This is a genomic window from Rhizobium sp. YTUHZ045 (assembly GCF_051124255.1).
Taxonomy (GTDB): domain Bacteria; phylum Pseudomonadota; class Alphaproteobacteria; order Rhizobiales; family Rhizobiaceae; genus Rhizobium.
Map to the genome: position 1 here is coordinate 2,758,735 of NZ_CP101432.1, position 16,755 is coordinate 2,775,489.

Below are 16,755 nucleotides of genomic sequence, written 5' to 3' on the forward strand. Positions count from 1 at the left end.
AACCGGGCTATTCATCGTGCGAGAGAATGATCTCCAGGAACGCGTCGCCATAGCGCTCAAGCTTCGATTGCCCGACGCCTGATACGCCGAGCAATTCCTTGCGGCTGCGCGGCCGTTCCGTCGCAAAAGCGATCAGCGTCGTATCGGGGAAGACGACGTAAGGCGGCACGCCGAGCGATTTGGCGATCGCCATGCGCTCGGCTCTCAACGCCTCGAAAAGCGTGCCGTCGGCGCCCGACAGGCCCGACTTGCGCTCGCTGCGCTCGGCCTTCTTCGTACGCCGTTCCGATGCCGGCCGGTCCTTGCGGAAGAAGACCTGCCGTTCATGCTTGAAGACGGCGCGCGCCTCCGGCTCCAGCTTCAGCGCCCCATAGGCCTCATGATCGATACGGATCAGCCCCATGGCGAGCAGCTGGCGATAGACGGATTGCCAAGTCCGCGCCGGAATGTCCTTGCCGGCGCCGAAGACCGGCATATCGACATGACCGAAACGCTCGGTCTTTTCGTTGATGTTACCGACCAGCACATCGATGACATGACCGGCGCCGAACCGCTCGCCGGTGCGGTAGACCGCGGCCAGCGCCTTGATCGCCGCTTCCGTGCCATCCCAGGTCTCGACCGGCTTCAGGCAGGTGTCGCAATTACCGCATTGGCCGGCATGCGCCTCGCCGAAATGGGCAAGGATCGCCTGCCGACGGCAGGAGGCGGTTTCGCAGATCGCCAGCAAGGAGTTGAGCTTGGCGCGCTCAACCCGCTTGATTTCGTCTGCGGCGTTGCCCTCGTCGATCATGCGGCGGCGCTGGATGACGTCGGCCATGCCATAGGCCATCCAGACCTCGGACGGCAACCCGTCTCGGCCGGCGCGCCCGGTTTCCTGATAATAGGCCTCCACCGAACCCGGCAGGTCGAGATGGGCGACATAGCGCACATTCGGCTTGTCGATGCCCATGCCGAAGGCGACGGTCGCGACCAGGCAGAGGTTTTCCTCCTTGAGGAAAGCGTCCTGATTGGCGTCGCGAACCGCCCGGTCCATGCCGGCGTGATAGGGCAGCGCGCGGATGCCCTGCCCGTTCAGCCACTCGGCCGTATCCTCGACCTTGGCGCGCGACAGACAATAGACGATGCCGCTGTTGCCCTTATGGCCGGAGAGGAAGCGCAGCAGCTGCTGGCGCGGCTGGTCGCGCTCGACGATTTCATAGGCAATATTCGGCCGGTCGAAGCTGGTGGTGAAGATTTCGGCATTGCCCAGCCCCAGCCGCTCGATGATATCGTCACGCGTGTGCGGGTCGGCCGTTGCCGTCAATGCCACGCGGGGCACGCCGGGATACTGTTCGCCGAGCCGGCCGAGCTCGCGATATTCCGGGCGGAAATCATGGCCCCATTGCGAGACGCAATGGGCCTCGTCGATCGCAAACAGCGCAATCTTCTCACTGGCGATCAGCTCGCGAAAACCGTCCGTCAGGATGCGCTCGGGCGTGACGTAGAGAAGGTCGAGCTTTCCATCCGAAAGCGCACGGCGAACCTCGACGAACTCCTCGCGCGACAGCGACGAATTGAGTGCCGCAGCCCTGATGCCGAGCTGCTTCATCGCCTCCACCTGATCGCGCATCAGCGCAATCAGCGGCGAAACGACGATGCCGACGCCGTCACGGCAAAGCGCCGGGATCTGGAAGCAGAGCGATTTGCCTGCACCTGTCGGAAAGAGCACCACGGCATCGCCGCCTGAAACCACGTGCTCGACCACCTCCTGCTGCTTGCCGCGGAAGGAGGAATAACCATAGACCTGTTTCAGGATGTCGAGCGGCGAGCGGCCGGCGGAAAACAGCGTATCGGAAGCGGAAAAACCGGGCTCATTGCGTTTGCTGAGCGGCATCAGTGGTTCGCCGCCCCTTTGACACGGCCGGAAAGCACGCCGAAGCCGTCGATAATCGCCTCCTGGTTCTCGAGGCGTACGCCTTCGAGATGCACTTCCTGCTGCGCCCGTATCAGCTGAATGATTGCCTCGCCGTCGCCGGCTTCGGTCGCCAGCGCAATCTCGCGTTCGAGTTCCATCTTCTGCCGGCGCAGCGCCTTCGCCCGTTTGTGGAAGGCGAGCGCCTGACGATAGCCTTCACGAGCATCCTCCATCGCCGCCTCCTCGGTTGCCGTCCAGAGCCTCGCATTGCGCACCTGCTGGTCGAGACTCTTGATGAGCGGACCGAAACCTTCGAATTCCAGCCGCTCAGTCAGATATTCGCGCGTCAGATGCGGACCGGCGACGGCAGCGGCTGCGCCAAGCATCGCCGACCAGAGCCGCTGCAGCTCGCGGCTGTCATATTCGATCGCGGCGATTTCATCATAATCATCGATCATCAGGGCCGGATGATTGACGATGGTGAGCGCAAGCACGCTTTCGCGCAACGCCGTATTGTCCCGGTGTCCGCGCACGGGGCCCGAGCGGGCGAGCCGATCGGAAATCAGGCTGGGGCTTTTCGGTCCTGCCTTGGCCTCATTGTCGCGGGCGTTCCGGGGGCTGCTGCTGAAACCGCGCCGCCCGCCGCTGTTGCGGTTCTGGAACTGCGGCTGGAAGAAGGCATTCAGCCGGCCGCGAATATCCTGCTGGTAATGACGGCGCACATTCTCGTCGGCGATGACGGCGACGAGCTGCTTCAGCCGCGCTTCGAGCTCGGCGCGCGCCTCGGGCGTATCGAACTTGCCGGTGTTGATCTCCCGGCTCCACAGCATCTCCGAAAGCGGCTTTGCCTGACTCATCACCTTGTCGAAAGGCGCGCGGCCCTCGTCGCGCACGAGGTCGTCCGGATCCTTGCCATCAGGCAGAAGCGCGAAGCGGACGGAACGGCCGGGCTTCAGATGCGGCAGCGCCAGCTCGGCGGCGCGATTGGCGGCGCGAATGCCGGCGCCGTCGCCATCGAAGCAAAGCACCGGCTGCGGCACCATCTTCCAGAGCAGCTCGAGCTGGTTTTCGGTGAGCGCTGTGCCGAGCGGCGCGACGGCGTTTTCGATACCCGCCTGATAAAGCGCGATCACGTCCATATAGCCTTCGACGGCGATGATGGTGCCGCTCGCATTGTCATCCTGATCGCCGCGGCCAGACCCCTGTATGGCGCGGCGCGCGCGGGCAAAATTGTAAAGGACATTGCCCTTGTGGAAGAGCTCAGTCTCGTTGGAGTTCAGATATTTCGCCGGCGCATCTGATGACATGGCGCGGCCGCCGAAGGCGATCACCTTTTCCCGGGACGAAAGAATCGGGAACATGATGCGATCGCGGAAACGGTCGTAGGAGACCGGCACGTTTTCATGAACGACAAGGCCGCAGGCCTCGATCTGCTCCTTGGAGACGCCCTTGCCCGCGAGGAATTCCTTCAGCGCATTGCGGCTGTCAGGCGCATAACCGAGTCGGAAGGTCTCGATGGTACGCCCCGTCAGCCCGCGATCGCGCAAATAGGCGCGCGCCTTTGCGCCATTGGCCGTCTGCAGCTGGTCCTGGAAGAAGCTGGTCGCCATTTCCATGACGTCGATCAGCGAGCCGCGCTCCTTCTCGCGCTTCTCCATCGCGGCATCGGCAAGCGGCATCGGCACGCCGGCCATGTCGGCGATCTGCTGCACCGCCTCAGGAAAACTCAAGCCCTCCAGCTCCGTCAGAAAGCGGAAGTGATCGCCGGTGACGCCGCAGCCGAAGCAGTGATACCGACCCTTTCGGTCCTCGCAGTGGAAGCTCGGCGATTTCTCGCCATGGAAAGGGCAGCAGGCCCAGTAGTCGCCCCGCGAGACATTGGTCTTACGCTTGTCCCAGCTGACGCGGCGCGCAATCACGTTCGAAATCGGAACGCGGTCGCGGATCTCATCGAGAAAGGTGTTCGAAAAGCGCATTTATCCCTCTTGGCCAAGCTCCATATAAGCTGCTTTGCCGCACCATGCCACGAAACTCGTCAGGAAAACCCGCTATTCACAGGCAAGTGCACCCGACGTCCGCGGCGCCAGTTATCCAATCAACAACTCGTGACCGACCCCTGCGACAGGGTGCGACATTATTGTCGCCGAACGTCTGTGAAGCCGGGCACTGGAGGTGCTTCGGCATGAGCGAGATCGTTCGACCGAGTTGAATTAAATCTTTCCAAAACAGTCACTTATCGCAGCCGCCGCTTGGGCGCCCTCATCCTCGCGGCGCTTGTCGAACCTTCGCTTCGAAGTCCTCTCGAAGCGCCTTTTTCGGCAATCATTATTTTTTTGTAATTTGAACAGACGGCCGCACCGCAATAGGTTTGATCTCAACAAAGCGATCCCCGAGCGAAGCACCATCCCTACCCCCGGCGCCGCTTCGCAAGGGTGCCTTTGCAAATACCCTCCGGCTTGGGCCTCAGCCCTGCGTTGCCGGCGGAAGCAAAGAGCAAGAAGGCAGGAGCGCCCCCAGCTCCTGCCTTCTTAAATTTTAGGCTCAGTTGCCAACTCTCCCTTTGAAATTAACCGCTTATCGACGGAACCGTTGACAGACGGCGCGTGAATGAAAGATGTTGCGCCGAACTCCTGGACCCTTCCCAATGGCTTTCACCGCGGAAAATCTTGCAGCAGACGATCGCTTTCTCGCTGCGATCCTCCATTGCGCCAATCAACTGCTTGCGATCTATCGCGAGAGCCCGCGCATCGCATCGATTTTCGCCGCGCAGCAGCGCTGGTTGATGGCCCATGCCGGCTTCGCACTTCATTACGGTCATCCTGACGACGGCCAGAGCGGTAGCCTCTATTCCGGCCGCTTTGTCGATTTCGCAGTCAAGAATGACATCGCCAGCCGCAACACGGCCGCGGCCTTCATGCAGGAAATGCTGGCCTATCGTTTCCTGCGTGTGGTGCCTGGACCTGACAAGCGCACACGCTATCTGGAACCGACCGAAATCGCCGAACAGCATTTCATCCGATGGCTCGTCACCCATATGATGATCCTCGACAGCCTCGACGGCGGCGAACGCGCCGACCAGATCACCGCCGACCCCTGCGCGACAATGGCTGCGATTCAGCCGCGGATCGCAAGGGCGATCATCGGCAGTGAGTACGTGCGCAATCCGGGCCCCACCTTCAACCTCTTCAACTGGGCGAATTCCGGCGGACTGGTGATGGATTACCTGATCTCCCGCCTTCCGCAATTTCCTCGGGCGGCCGAGTGCGTCGTTATCGGCCCACTGTCGCTCCGGGAGCTCCGCGAACAATTCATGATTTCCAATACCCACCTGAAGCGGCTTCTGACCCAGGCCACGACCATGGAAAGCGTCGGCTGGACAGAACCTTCGCGCAAGGGCGACTTCTGGCTGTCCCGCCGCTTTATCCTCGAATATTGGAACTACCAGGCGGCGAAGTTTGCGATCGTCGATGCCGCAGCCGAGGCCGTGCTCGGACCTGCGGTCCGTGAAGAGCCGCAGGCGAGACGGGCCATCTGAGGCTTATCCGTTCAAAAGCTCCTTGACGGTTGCCGATGCCTTGGCGAAATCCATCTGGCCGGCATAACGCTCCTTGAGCGCCGCCATCACCTTGCCCATGTCCTTGACGCCGGCAGCACCCGTCTCGGTGATGATCGCCGAGATATTGGCGCGCACTTCGCCGTCGGAAAGCTGCTTCGGCATGAAGTCCTGAATGACGGCGATTTCCGCACGCTCCTTGGCAGCGAGCTCCGGTCGGGAATTCTCCTCATAGATCTTTGCCGATTCGTCGCGCTGCTTCACCATCTTGGCGAGGATCTGCAGGATCTCGTCGTCGCTCGCCTGCTCCTTGCCGGTACCGCGATTGGCAATGTCGCGGTCCTTGATCGCCGCCTGAATCAGCCGAACGGTCGACAGCCGCTCCGAATCCTTGGCCTTCATCGCCTCTTTCAGCTGGGTGGCGAGTTGATCGCGCAGCATGTCTTCACTCCTTTTTTGATGCCGCTTCATAAACCACGCCGATGCGACGGATCAAATAAATTGCGCGATCGGCACGATAAAGCGCAAGAAAACGGCCGCAATCCCGGCTACAAAGATTGACGCTCAGCGATTGCGTGGCTATTTACCGCCACCTGCACCAAAATTCGTGATCAGGCCTGAAGCGCGCGGCATTGCCGTGCCCACACGTCTGCGAGATCAAATGGCGACGAGCGCGGCTAAGCGCATCGGCCGCCGGAAACGGGATGAAGATGACCGCAACAGCACCCTGGACAACCGAAAAGCCGACCGCCCTGCTCGTTCTTGCCGACGGCACAGTGATCGAAGGCAAGGGCATCGGCGCCACCGGCAAGGTCCAGGCTGAAGTCGTCTTCAACACGGCGCTGACCGGCTACGAAGAGATCATGACCGACCCCTCCTATCTCGGCCAGATCGTCACCTTCACCTTTCCCCACATCGGCAATATCGGCACCAACGACGAAGATATCGAGGACCTGACCCCTGCCGCCCGCCACGGCGCCGTCGGCGTCATCTTCAAGGCCGACATCACTGACCCCTCGAACTACCGCGCCGCCAAGCATCTCGACCAGTGGCTCAAGGCCCGCGGCATCATCGGCCTTTGCGGCATCGACACGCGTGCGCTCACCGCCTGGATCCGCGAGAACGGCGCCCCGAACGCGGTGATCGCCCACGACGCCAACGGCGTCTTCGACATCGAGGCGCTGAAGGCCGAAGCCAAGGCCTGGAGCGGCCTGGAAGGTCTCGATCTTGCCAAGATCGCCTCGTCCGGCCAGTCCTCACAATGGGCGCAGACGCCGTGGGTCTGGAACGAGGGTTACGGCGAACTCGGTGCGGCGGATGCGAAATATCACGTCGTCTGCCTCGATTACGGCGTCAAGCGCAACATCCTGCGCCTGTTTGCCGGCCTCGACTGCAAGGTGACCGTCGTGCCGGCAACAACGAGCGCCGAAGACGTGCTCGCCTTGCAGCCGGACGGTATCTTCCTGTCGAACGGTCCCGGCGATCCAGCGGCAACCGGCGAATATGCCGTGCCTGTCATCAAGACGCTTGTTAAGACCGATATCCCGGTCTTCGGCATCTGCCTCGGCCATCAGATGCTCGGCCTCGCCTTGGGCGCCAAGACCGAAAAGATGCACCAGGGCCATCACGGCGCCAATCATCCGGTCAAGGATCACACGACGGGCAAGGTCGAGATCGTCTCGATGAACCACGGCTTCGCGGTCGACTCGAAGTCGCTGCCCGACGGCGTTGAAGAGACTCATATTTCGCTTTTCGACGGCACCAATTGCGGCCTGCGCGTGCTCGGCAAGCAGGTCTTCTCCGTCCAGCACCATCCGGAAGCCTCTCCCGGCCCGCAGGACAGCCATTATCTCTTCCGCCGCTTCGTCAACATGGTGCGCGAGAAGAAGGGCGAACCGGCGCTTGCAGAGCGCTAGTTTCAAGAAGTGCCGGTTTCGCAAACTCTGTTAAACCGGCAGCCACCAACGTAATGTGGCATCTCTTGAATCTTGAAAGACAGCTATCAGAGAAAGGACCGCTATCTGCCCATAGCGTCTTTTTTCTTTGTTGAAGGATAGGGCTGCTTTGCGCCGCAAGTAGAGGGCGACTTCGCAGCTTCCTGAAAGCAGACCTTGATGGCAGATTGCGCTGGAGGTGGTGGTTACGCTGGCACCGGCTGTTGTTGATCTTCCGCCGAAATGGCCAACAGGTTCAAGATCGGGCATTGATCACTCATCATTGTACGACACTGGCCTTGCGTAGCCCCTCCATGGCGAGGTCGAAATCGGCGGGGTTCTTGAAGGGCAAGACTTTGCGACGGTATTCCAAGGAGAAGTCGGGATTAACGCGCAGCACCTCTTGCCACGTCGCCCGAGCCTCTTCGAACCGGCCGAGGTGTCCGTAACAGGCGGCCAGAAGCGCGCGCGAGACGTCGGTGACGGGATTGCGGCTCACGCGCTGCACCAACAATTCAACGGCCTCTTCGTACCTTCGCAGTTGAAACCAAGCCCAGGCCTGAAAGTGGAGAACGACATCCGGAAAATACGGGTTCAAGATTCTCGCCCGATCGAAACAGGCGAGTGCCTCGTGAGATCTGCCTGAATAGAGAAGTGCCTCGCCGAGGCTGACCTGCCCTTCGGCGAAGTTCGGGTTGAGGCCTATCGCACGCTCGGCCTCGCCGATGGCTCTATCGTGCTGCCGTGAGTAAAGCCTGACGACACTCAATGCCCAGTGAGCCACGGGGTCGCTCTCATCCCGCGCCACCGCCAGCATCGCAGCCTCTTCGGCCTGCTGGAGCGAGCGTTGCGGCGACGCGCTCCACCGGTTCAGGTAGTCGAGCCCATGGGTAAGGGCGAGAAAGGCATGTGCCGAGGCGAAGTTGGGGTCCAGTTCGACGGCATGTTGCAAAAGATCGCGGGCGTCGCTGTTCGTTTGCTTCGTCAGCCGGTGCCACAGCTCCCGGCCACGCAGGAAGCAGTCATAGGCCTCGGGCTGACCGGTCTGGCCCGGCACCAGCCTTTTCCGATCACCTTCTGTCAGGTTGACCGCCAGTGCGTCGACGATCTGCTGCGTGACATCGTCCTGAACCGCGAAAATGTCGGTCAGGTCTCGATCGAACCGCTCCGCCCATAGATGCCCGCCGGTGGTCGCGTCGATGAGCTGCGCGGTGATGCGTACCCTGTTGCCTGATTTGCGCACACTGCCCTCAAGAACATGCCGCACGCCGAGCTTCGTGCCCACCTCCTGCACGTGGACGTTCCTGCCTTTGAAGGTAAATGACGAATTGCGGGCGATGACGAAGAGCTGCGACAACTTCGATAGCGCCGTGATGATATCTTCCGAGATGCCGTCGGCGAAGTAGTCCTGTTCGGCGTCACCGCTCATGTTGGCGAAGGGCAGGACGGCGATCGACAGCTTCGGCGACGTTGCCCTCGCAGGTGGACTCGTTGCGGTTTCCGAGGTGGCGGCTGCATTGGTCCCGGCGCTGCCGACTTGCAGCGAATAGACGCGGATCGGTTCGGCGATGTTCTTGAGTTGCGTGTTGCCGAGATCGCTGACCGAGAGGTCGAGCCTCGCCTTGACTTGGCGATAGGCATCCTCGGACAGGCAGATCGCGCCTGCCGCGGCGACGCCCTCCAATCGCGAGGCGATGTTGACGCCGTCGCCCATCAGATCGCCATCGCTTTCCTCCACGACGTCGCCCAGATGGATACCGATTCGAAACTCGATGCGACGGTCCTGCGGCACGCCGTCATTGCGCTCCAGCATACCGTTCTGCACCTCAATGGCACAGCGCACGGCGTCCACCACGCTGCGGAACTCGACCAGCGCACCATCGCCGGTGCGCTTCACCACCCGGCCATGGTGCACGGCGATCGTCGGATCGATGAGATCGCTGCGCAGTGCCCGTAACCTCGCCAGGGTGCGGTCCTCGTCGGCGCCGGCAAGCCGGCTGTACCCGACCACGTCTGCGGCCAGGATTGCAGCCAGCTTTCGGTTCTCGCTCATGGCGCGGTCTCCTCACTTCCAGGATAGCAGGGAGACAGAAGGCAAGAAAGAACTTCTAGCCGCGGCTTGGAGCGATCTTGGCTGAGATCGACTTGTCTAATGGCTCATCGACGCACCCAACGTTGAAGCTGCACGCAATGACTGCTCTGTCGTTCCTTGACGCCGAGCCAGCAACTGCTTCTGGCGCACCGTTGCATCAAGCTTCGACAATGTCCCCGAAACAGGAAAGCAATGGACATTCGCCCGGCCCCTGCCCTTTCACTATTGACCTCAACCATGCTTGAGGAACTACAGAACTACCCGCAGATCCGATGCAGGAGATATAGATGAGCGGAGCTTTCTATCGTGTCGACAAGTTCATCGTGCCGGCGGCGGCGCGTGAGGAATTTCTTGTCAAAGTGATGATGACCCACAAGCTGCTGGAGGCACAGGAGGGCTTCATCGATCACCGGGTGCTGGAGCAGGTCTCAGGTCCCGGCGAATTCAATTTCGTTACCATCGCCGAATGGAAAAATACCGAAGTCGTCGAGCGGGCGCGGGCAGCCGTGACGGCCGCCCACAAGGCCGCAAATTTCGATCCGCAGGAAATGTTCTCGCGTCTCGGCATTCGAGCCGATATCGGCAGTTACAAGCCTGTCGCGGCCTGAGGGCAAGGACGCCGGCTCAGACGCCGGCGATCGCGCCCTCCCGGCGAACGAGAAGATAGAAGCGTCCGCAGAGCATGGCGGCGGCCGCCGCCAGGCCAACGAGGAAGCCGAACCAGATGCCGATGCCGCCCAGACCCAACGGAAAGGCGAAGGCCCAGGCCAGGAAGAAGCCAATCGGCCAGTAAGCTATCAGCGCCATGATCATCGGCACGCGCGCGTCCTTCAGGCCGCGCAGCAGTCCATTAGCGATCACCTGCAGCCCGTCGACCAGTTGGAAAAGCCCGGCAACGACGATCAGCGGCCCGGCATAGGAGAGCACCTCGGGCGCCTCGGGCGAACTGACGTCGAGGAACCAGCTGCCGAGGAATTGGGGCATTGTGGCAAAGAGCACCGAGCCCACCGCCGAAATGGCGCAGCCGAGGATGAACACCATGATCGAAGCCCGCACCAGCCCGTCATAATCGCCCTGCCCGTGGGCGACGCCCACGCGCACCGTCGCCGCCTGGCTGAGGCCTAGCGGGATCATGAAGGCGATCGAAGCCCATTGCAGGGCGATGCCGTGGGCGGCGAGTTCGATCGTGCCGATATAGCCCATCAGCAGCGAGGCCACCGTGAACAGGCTAACCTCGGCAAGGATGGTGACGCTGATCGGGAAACCGAGCCGGATGACTTCCAGCAGCGCATGCCAGTCGGGCTTCCAGAACCGCACGAAGATCTCGTAGCGGCGCGTCTCCTCCCGCCTCTGCACGAAGGCAAGGATGAAGAGGAAACCAGCCGTCTGCACCACGACCGATACGATCGCCGCACCCTCGAGCCCCATCGCCGGAAAGCCGAAATGGCCGAGCACGAGGGCATAGGCGAAGAACGCGTTCATCACCAGCGTCACGATGGTGACGTTGAGGATGATGCCTGCTTTGCCGATGGCGCTGACGAGCGCGCGCATCACGTTGAAGAGCAGTGCCGCCAGCACGCCGAACTGACCGATCATGATATAGCCATGCGCGAGCTTGGCTACCTCTGGCTTCTGCTGCGCGAAGAGCAGGATTTGCTCGGAATAGAAGAAGGCGGGCTGCATGACGGCCCAATATCCAATCACCACCCACAGACCCATGCGCAGCGATCGGCGCACAGAGACGACGTCGCCGCGACCATAGGCCTGCGCCACCATCGGAATGACGGCGATGGCAAAACCCGAACCGAAGATCAGGATGGTGAAGAGGAATTGAGCCGACAGCACCATCGCCGCCAGATGCTCGGCGCCGAGGCGCCCGACGATCATCACGTCGGTGGTATTGATGCCGAGCTGAGCGAGCTGTGCGCCGATCAGCGGAATGCCGAGCGCCAGTGTTGCACGAAAATGCGCACCCCAACGATTATCGTTTGTCGGCGCAAGGCTGCGCGCGTCGATCGGCGTGTCCATGACACCAGTCCTGTGATTGAGATCTGCAACGCCGCGTAGTGGCGCAAAAATATCACTCGGGCTTAAATCAAAGCCCCGCAAAGAACTACCCCAAAACAGGCAGATGATGAAAAATTCATCATACCATCACCATTTCTGATCGGTTCAGCCCACACCTTCCAGCGCCTCGGCCGGCTCCCCGGCTCGAACCCTCGTGAGGAATATCCCGGCGGCCACAACAATGAGCACGGCAGCCGTGAGATAAGGCGCACCGGCAAAGGTGACGGGCGCCTCAGGCCGCGTGAAATAGCCGAACATTTGCGTGAAGATCAATGGCCCGACAATGGTGGTGATGCTGCTGAGGCTGGTCAGCGCGCCCTGCAACTCGCCCTGCGCCGAAGGCGGCACCTTCCCGGCGGCAATGCTGCGCAGCGCCGGATCGGCGACGTTTTCGATGACGGTCGCCACGATGACAACATAGACCACCCAGCCCTCCCAGGCGAAGGCATAGCCGGTCAAGCCTGCAGCCGAGAAACAGAGGCCGAGAAGCGCGGTCTTCCACTCGCCAAGCACAGGAACGATCCGCGGCAGGACAAGGCCCATGACGATCGCAGCACCGATGCCGTAAATGCCGAGCGACAGGCCGATCTGGCCCTCGCTCCAACCGTAGCGGTAGGTGGAGACGAAGGACCAGACCGAGGGATAAACGGCATGCGCCAGGAAAAACAGGAACATGACGAGGCTGACCCCGCCGATGCCAGGGTAATGGCGCATCTGGCGCAGCGCGCCGAGGGGGTTGGCGCGTTTCCACTCGAAGCGGCGGCGGTTCTTCGCCTCCAGCGTTTCCGGCAGCAGAAAGCAGGCGGCGATGAAATTGAGAAGCGACAAAGCGGCAGCGCCGAGGAAGGGTACGCGTGGGCCGAATTCCCCGAGGAATCCGCCAATGACAGGGCCGATGGTAAAGCCGACGCCGAAGGCGATGCCGATCAGTCCGAAGTTCTTCGCGCGGTTCTCCTCCGTGCTGATATCGGCGATATAGGCCGAGCAGGTGGCGAAGCTGCCGCCGCTGATGCCGGCAAGCACGCGGCCGACGAACAGCATCCAGAAGCTGGTGGCGATGCCGCAGATGAAGTTGTCGATGGCGAAGGTCAGCACCGAAAGCAGAAGGATCGGCCGGCGGCCGAAGCGGTCGGACAGGTTTCCGAGCAACGGCGCGAACAGGAACTGCATGCCGGCATAGACGAGCATCAGCCAGCCGCCGTCGATCGCCGCATCGCTGACGCTGCCGCCGGTCAGCTGCTCCAGATAGGCGGGCAGCACCGGCATGATGATGGCGATGCCGATAATGTCGAGGAAGAGGATGACGAAGACCAGGAAAAGGCCGCGGCGAACGAATCTCGGATCAAGCATGAGGCATCTCTACAGCAGCTGTTTCTGAAAAGACGATCTCCGTCGCCGGAAAGTGACATAGCTCAGAAAAGAAACTGAAACAATCGGTGAACATCCGGAAGCATCTCAGGAGTTCTACGGGAAAATCGTCAGGGCCTCAACCGCTAGACGCGCGCCGTCGTTCCGGCGAATCGTAGCGATAAAACTCCCTTGCAATCGCCGCGACGGCATCCAGATCAATCCAAGCAGAACACTCATTGTGCATTTCCCCGCACAGCCTGTTCCACTCCGTCCGATTATCGCCCGGATGCGAAGACGGTAGAACAGCCTCGACGGCGTCGCGCCGGCGCGGCTGCCCGATCACGCCGCCACGGCGCAATAAGGGAGAAGACAATGCAGACCTATCGTTTAGGACAGACCGGACCCGATGTCTCGGCCATCGGCCTCGGCTGCATGGGCATGTCGGGCATGTATGGTCCCGCCGACCGCGCGGAGAGCATTGCGACGATCCATGCCGCGCTCGATGCCGGCATCAACCTGCTCGACACCGGCGATTTCTACGGCATGGGCCATAACGAAAAGCTGATCGGTGAGGCATTGAAGGGCCGCAGGCGCGAAGACGCCGTCCTCAGCGTCAAGTTCGGCGCACTTCGCGATCCCGCGGGGGGATGGAGCGGCATTGATGCCCGCCCGGCCGCCGTGAAGAACTTCCTCGCCTACACGCTGCAGCGCCTCGGCGTCGACTATATCGATATCTACCGCCCTGCCCGCCTGGATCCGGATGTGCCGATCGAGGACACAGTCGGCGCCATCGCCGATTTGATCAAGGCCGGTTACGTCAGACATATCGGTCTGTCGGAAGTCGGCGCCGACACGATCCGCCGCGCCGCAGCCACCGCCCCGATCGTCGATCTGCAGATCGAATATTCACTGATCTCGCGCGGGATCGAGGATCGCATCCTGCCGACGACGCGTGAACTCGGTATTTCGGTCACCGCTTACGGTGTGCTTTCGCGCGGCCTGATCAGCGGCCACTGGCAGAAGGGCCAGGCCGCCGCTGGGGACTTCCGTACCCATAGCCCGCGCTTCCAGGAAGGCAATATCGATCAGAATCTCGCGCTGGTGGACAAGCTGCGCGAGATCGCCCAGGCAAAGAGTGTCTCGGTCGCCCAGATCGCCATCGCCTGGGTCACCGCCAAGGGGAAGGATATCGTTCCCCTCATCGGCGCCCGCCGCCGCGACCGGTTGACTGAGGCGCTCGGTTCACTTGCGGTGGATCTCTCGGCAGAAGATTTCGCCGCCATTGAACGCGCCGTGCCGAAGGATGCTGCGGCCGGCGGGCGCTATCCCGAGCATATGCTGCAGCACATGGATAGTGAGAAGTGAGGTTAGGTGTTAGGTCAGCTCAAACGATCCGGCCGTGTAGCCCCCTCATCCGACCTACGGGCACCTTCTCCCGAGGGGAGAAGAGGGAATCGAGACGTCGCGGAAAGTCCCCTTCTCCCCTCGGGTAGATGGGGACCCCAAGGGTCGGATGAGGGGCCACACGCAGGGACTCTGGAAACCTCAAACTGGCCCCGAAAACGTATCACACGCCGTCAGCTGTCCGCTGTCGAAACCGCGCTTGAACCATCTGACGCGCTGCGCCGAGGTGCCGTGGTTGAAACTCTCGGGCACGACGTAACCTTGCGAGCGCTTCTGCAGCGTATCGTCGCCGATCTGCTGTGCGGCATTCAGCGCCTCCTCGAGATCGCCCGCCTCCAGGATACCCTTCTGCTGGGTATACTTGCCCCAGATGCCGGCGAAGCAATCGGCCTGCAGCTCGACGCGGACCGACATCTTGTTGGCCTCCTCCTCGCTCATGCGCTGACGGGCCTGGTTGAACTTCGGCAGGATGCCGAGCAGGTTCTGCACGTGATGGCCGACCTCATGCGCAACGACATAGGCTTCGGCAAAATCGCCAGATGCGCCGAAGCGATCGGACAGCTCCTGGAAGAAGGCCGTATCGAGATAGACCTTATGATCTCCAGGGCAATAGAACGGACCGGTCGCGGCAGAGGCGAAGCCGCAGGCCGACTGCGTCTGGTCGGAGAAGAGTACGAGCCGAGGCTCCTCGTAATCCCGGCCCTGTGCCTGGAAAATGCCGTTCCAGGTATCCTCGGTCTCGGCAAGGACGGTCCGCACGAAAGCGGTCATTTCGTCATTGGCGGGGGTGCGGGCGCCGGATTCGCTCTGCTCGTAGCCGGGGCCGCTGGATATTCCCCCGGTGTCCAGCACCTGCATCAGGTCGATGCCCATCGCCTTGAAGATCAGATAGATGACGACGAGGAAGATGATCGTGCCGATGCTCAAGCCACCGCCGGCGCGGCGAACACCGCCACCTGAGGGAAAGCTGAAACCACCGCCGCGGCCAAAACCGCCGCCGGTGGGCTCGCCGCGACGATCCTCGACATTGTCGGACTGACGCCGGCCTCTCCATTCCATCTTCGTTCTCCCCGCCAATCCCGATGCTTGTCATCAATGAATTTATATAACCGTCAGCAGGAGGAATTCCAGCGGCTTCAACCGCATGCAATAATAGGCGGTTGCACGGCTCCTCGGCTGCAAACTTGACGGACGGGATATTGTTCCCTCAGCCCATCGGCCCCAGCCATGCGTCTCCCATCACGTAAAGAAGATGCGTCAACCGCTTGACGCGACTCCTGCTTTCGCTCTTCCTGATAGAAGTGGAGAATGCGGGAGGAGATGGCGATGAAGGCGGTGCGCCTGCAAGCGACAGGACAGTTGCAGCTTTGTGAAGTCGAAAAACCGACACCGCGCCCGGGTGAATTGCTCGTCCGAATCGAGGCCTGTGGGATCTGCGGCACCGACCGCCATATCTTCCACGGCGAATTTCCGTCGAAGCCGCCGGTGACGCTCGGCCATGAATTCGCCGGCATCGTCGAGACCGTCGGACCTGATGTGACCGATTTCCGCCCCGGCATGCGTGTCACCGGCGATCCGAACATTTCCTGCGGCGGCTGCGAGGAATGCCGACGCGGCCGAGTCAATCTCTGCCGGAACCTGCAGGCGATCGGCATTCACCGCGACGGCGGCTTTGCCGATTATGTCTGCATGCCGCAAAGCCAGGCCTTCGCGCTGCCGACCGATCTTGATCCGCTCCACGGCGCCTTCTGCGAACCACTCGCGTGCTGCATCCACGGCGTCGATCTCGCCGGGCTGCATACCGGCGCTTCAGTCATCGTACTCGGCGGCGGCGTGATCGGCCTGCTCACGGTTCAACTAGCAAGGCTCGCCGGCGCCACCCGCGTCATTCTGGTGACGCGCAGCGCCGAAAAACGACGCTTGGCCGAAATCCTCGGCGCCACGGCAACGGCCGATCCAGGCGACGGCGATATCGTTGCCCGCATCACCGCCGCAGACGGATTGCTGCCCCGCGGCGCCGACGTCGTCTTCGAATGCGCCGGCGTCGCTGAAACCATGGAACAGGCGCCGCGGCTTGCCCGCCGCGGCGGCACTGCCGTCATTCTCGGCGTGATGCCGCAGGGGGCAAAAATCGAGATCGAGCCCTTTGACCTGCTGTTTCGCGAAGTCAGGCTGATAAGCTCCTTCGTCAACCCCTTCACCCATGGCCGCGCCGCCGATCTGATCGCCTCCGGCAGGATCAAGGTCGAGCCGTTGATCTCGCGCAGGATTGGGCTTGCAGAAGCCCCAGACGCGATCGTCAATCCGGCGCGCAGTGGCGAAATCCGGGCACTCGTCATCCCCGGCCGGGAATAGGCGTCCGCGCCGGTTCGAATTCCTGTCGATTCCGCGATTTATGGGGTTCCGTTTGCAAATACATTTGCCTATAAGCCGCTTCTAGCCTGAAAAGACCCAGCATGCG

Annotated in this window: 13 protein-coding genes; 5 read left to right on the forward strand and 8 right to left on the reverse strand. The window is 61.7% G+C overall.

The genetic code is table 11. The features are described from left to right. Nucleotides 1-7 precede the first annotated feature (7 nt). Nucleotides 8-1,873, reverse strand: coding sequence for a DNA helicase RecQ (recQ, locus tag NMA58_RS13940; RefSeq protein ID WP_434710662.1), 1,866 nt, complete (start codon nt 1,871-1,873; stop codon nt 8-10). Then, a complete protein-coding gene (dnaG, locus tag NMA58_RS13945) occupies nt 1,873-3,870 on the reverse strand; it encodes a DNA primase (RefSeq protein ID WP_434710664.1) in 1,998 nt (665 codons plus the stop codon). The genes recQ and dnaG overlap by 1 nt, the downstream gene beginning before the upstream one ends. A gap of 668 nt (nt 3,871-4,538) precedes the next feature. On the opposite strand from dnaG, the gene NMA58_RS13950 reads away from it, so the two are divergent. Then, the gene (locus tag NMA58_RS13950) at nt 4,539-5,429 is read left to right on the forward strand and encodes a hypothetical protein (protein ID WP_434710666.1); all 891 of its coding nucleotides are present in this window, start codon (nt 4,539-4,541) and stop codon (nt 5,427-5,429) included. A gap of 3 nt (nt 5,430-5,432) precedes the next feature. Here NMA58_RS13950 and NMA58_RS13955 read toward each other — a convergent pair whose 3' ends face one another. After that, nucleotides 5,433-5,888, reverse strand: a complete 456-nt coding sequence (locus NMA58_RS13955; RefSeq protein WP_085778864.1) for a GatB/YqeY domain-containing protein — start codon at nt 5,886-5,888, stop codon at nt 5,433-5,435. 269 nt (nt 5,889-6,157) lie between these two features. On the opposite strand from NMA58_RS13955, the gene carA reads away from it, so the two are divergent. Then, nucleotides 6,158-7,363 (forward strand): glutamine-hydrolyzing carbamoyl-phosphate synthase small subunit, encoded by a 1,206-nt coding sequence (carA, locus tag NMA58_RS13960; RefSeq protein WP_085780136.1) that lies wholly within the window; start codon nt 6,158-6,160, stop codon nt 7,361-7,363. A gap of 30 nt (nt 7,364-7,393) precedes the next feature. On the opposite strand, the gene NMA58_RS13965 is transcribed toward carA, so the two are convergent. Both NMA58_RS13965 and NMA58_RS13970 read right to left on the reverse strand, forming a co-directional pair. Further along, a complete protein-coding gene (locus NMA58_RS13965; RefSeq protein WP_141504762.1) occupies nt 7,394-7,651 on the reverse strand; it encodes a hypothetical protein in 258 nt (85 codons plus the stop codon). Between the two features lie 10 nt (nt 7,652-7,661). Then, nucleotides 7,662-9,434 (reverse strand): adenylate/guanylate cyclase domain-containing protein, encoded by a 1,773-nt coding sequence (locus NMA58_RS13970; protein ID WP_097596900.1) that lies wholly within the window; start codon nt 9,432-9,434, stop codon nt 7,662-7,664. 326 nt (nt 9,435-9,760) lie between these two features. Between NMA58_RS13970 and NMA58_RS13975 the strand changes: the two genes are divergently transcribed. Continuing rightward, nucleotides 9,761-10,081, forward strand: a complete 321-nt coding sequence (locus tag NMA58_RS13975) for an antibiotic biosynthesis monooxygenase family protein (RefSeq protein ID WP_085778866.1) — start codon at nt 9,761-9,763, stop codon at nt 10,079-10,081. Between the two features lie 16 nt (nt 10,082-10,097). On the opposite strand, the gene NMA58_RS13980 is transcribed toward NMA58_RS13975, so the two are convergent. Together NMA58_RS13980 and NMA58_RS13985 are read right to left on the reverse strand one after the other, a co-directional pair. Further along, on the reverse strand, nt 10,098-11,501 hold the full coding sequence (locus NMA58_RS13980; protein WP_434710669.1) for an MATE family efflux transporter: 1,404 nt from the start codon (nt 11,499-11,501) through the stop codon (nt 10,098-10,100). 144 nt (nt 11,502-11,645) lie between these two features. Beyond that, nucleotides 11,646-12,890: a TCR/Tet family MFS transporter gene (locus NMA58_RS13985; RefSeq protein ID WP_434710671.1), complete on the reverse strand. Its 1,245-nt coding sequence runs from the start codon at nt 12,888-12,890 to the stop codon at nt 11,646-11,648. Between the two features lie 372 nt (nt 12,891-13,262). On the opposite strand from NMA58_RS13985, the gene NMA58_RS13990 reads away from it, so the two are divergent. Beyond that, on the forward strand, nt 13,263-14,255 hold the full coding sequence (locus NMA58_RS13990; protein ID WP_434710673.1) for an aldo/keto reductase: 993 nt from the start codon (nt 13,263-13,265) through the stop codon (nt 14,253-14,255). Nucleotides 14,256-14,435: 180 nt separating this feature from the next. On the opposite strand, the gene ypfJ is transcribed toward NMA58_RS13990, so the two are convergent. Beyond that, complete coding sequence (gene ypfJ / locus NMA58_RS13995) at nt 14,436-15,353, reverse strand: KPN_02809 family neutral zinc metallopeptidase (RefSeq protein ID WP_430960358.1); 918 nt, start codon at nt 15,351-15,353, stop codon at nt 14,436-14,438. A 267-nt stretch (nt 15,354-15,620) separates the two neighbouring features. Between ypfJ and NMA58_RS14000 the strand changes: the two genes are divergently transcribed. After that, nucleotides 15,621-16,649, forward strand: coding sequence for a zinc-dependent alcohol dehydrogenase family protein (locus NMA58_RS14000; protein ID WP_434713422.1), 1,029 nt, complete (start codon nt 15,621-15,623; stop codon nt 16,647-16,649). Nucleotides 16,650-16,755: the final 106 nt, after the last annotated feature.

Coding starts and splice junctions, on each gene's coding strand:
- NMA58_RS13980 (WP_434710669.1), bottom strand. CDS start 11,501: ATGGACACGCCGATCGACGCGCGCAGCCTTGCGCCGACAAACGATAAT.
- ypfJ (WP_430960358.1), bottom strand. CDS start 15,353: ATGGAATGGAGAGGCCGGCGTCAGTCCGACAATGTCGAGGATCGTCGC.
- carA (WP_085780136.1), top strand. CDS start 6,158: ATGACCGCAACAGCACCCTGGACAACCGAAAAGCCGACCGCCCTGCTC.
- NMA58_RS13975 (WP_085778866.1), top strand. CDS start 9,761: ATGAGCGGAGCTTTCTATCGTGTCGACAAGTTCATCGTGCCGGCGGCG.
- NMA58_RS14000 (WP_434713422.1), top strand. CDS start 15,621: ATGAAGGCGGTGCGCCTGCAAGCGACAGGACAGTTGCAGCTTTGTGAA.
- NMA58_RS13950 (WP_434710666.1), top strand. CDS start 4,539: ATGGCTTTCACCGCGGAAAATCTTGCAGCAGACGATCGCTTTCTCGCT.
- dnaG (WP_434710664.1), bottom strand. CDS start 3,870: ATGCGCTTTTCGAACACCTTTCTCGATGAGATCCGCGACCGCGTTCCG.
- NMA58_RS13985 (WP_434710671.1), bottom strand. CDS start 12,890: ATGCTTGATCCGAGATTCGTTCGCCGCGGCCTTTTCCTGGTCTTCGTC.
- NMA58_RS13955 (WP_085778864.1), bottom strand. CDS start 5,888: ATGCTGCGCGATCAACTCGCCACCCAGCTGAAAGAGGCGATGAAGGCC.
- NMA58_RS13965 (WP_141504762.1), bottom strand. CDS start 7,651: ATGCCCGATCTTGAACCTGTTGGCCATTTCGGCGGAAGATCAACAACA.
- NMA58_RS13970 (WP_097596900.1), bottom strand. CDS start 9,434: ATGAGCGAGAACCGAAAGCTGGCTGCAATCCTGGCCGCAGACGTGGTC.
- recQ (WP_434710662.1), bottom strand. CDS start 1,873: ATGCCGCTCAGCAAACGCAATGAGCCCGGTTTTTCCGCTTCCGATACG.
- NMA58_RS13990 (WP_434710673.1), top strand. CDS start 13,263: ATGCAGACCTATCGTTTAGGACAGACCGGACCCGATGTCTCGGCCATC.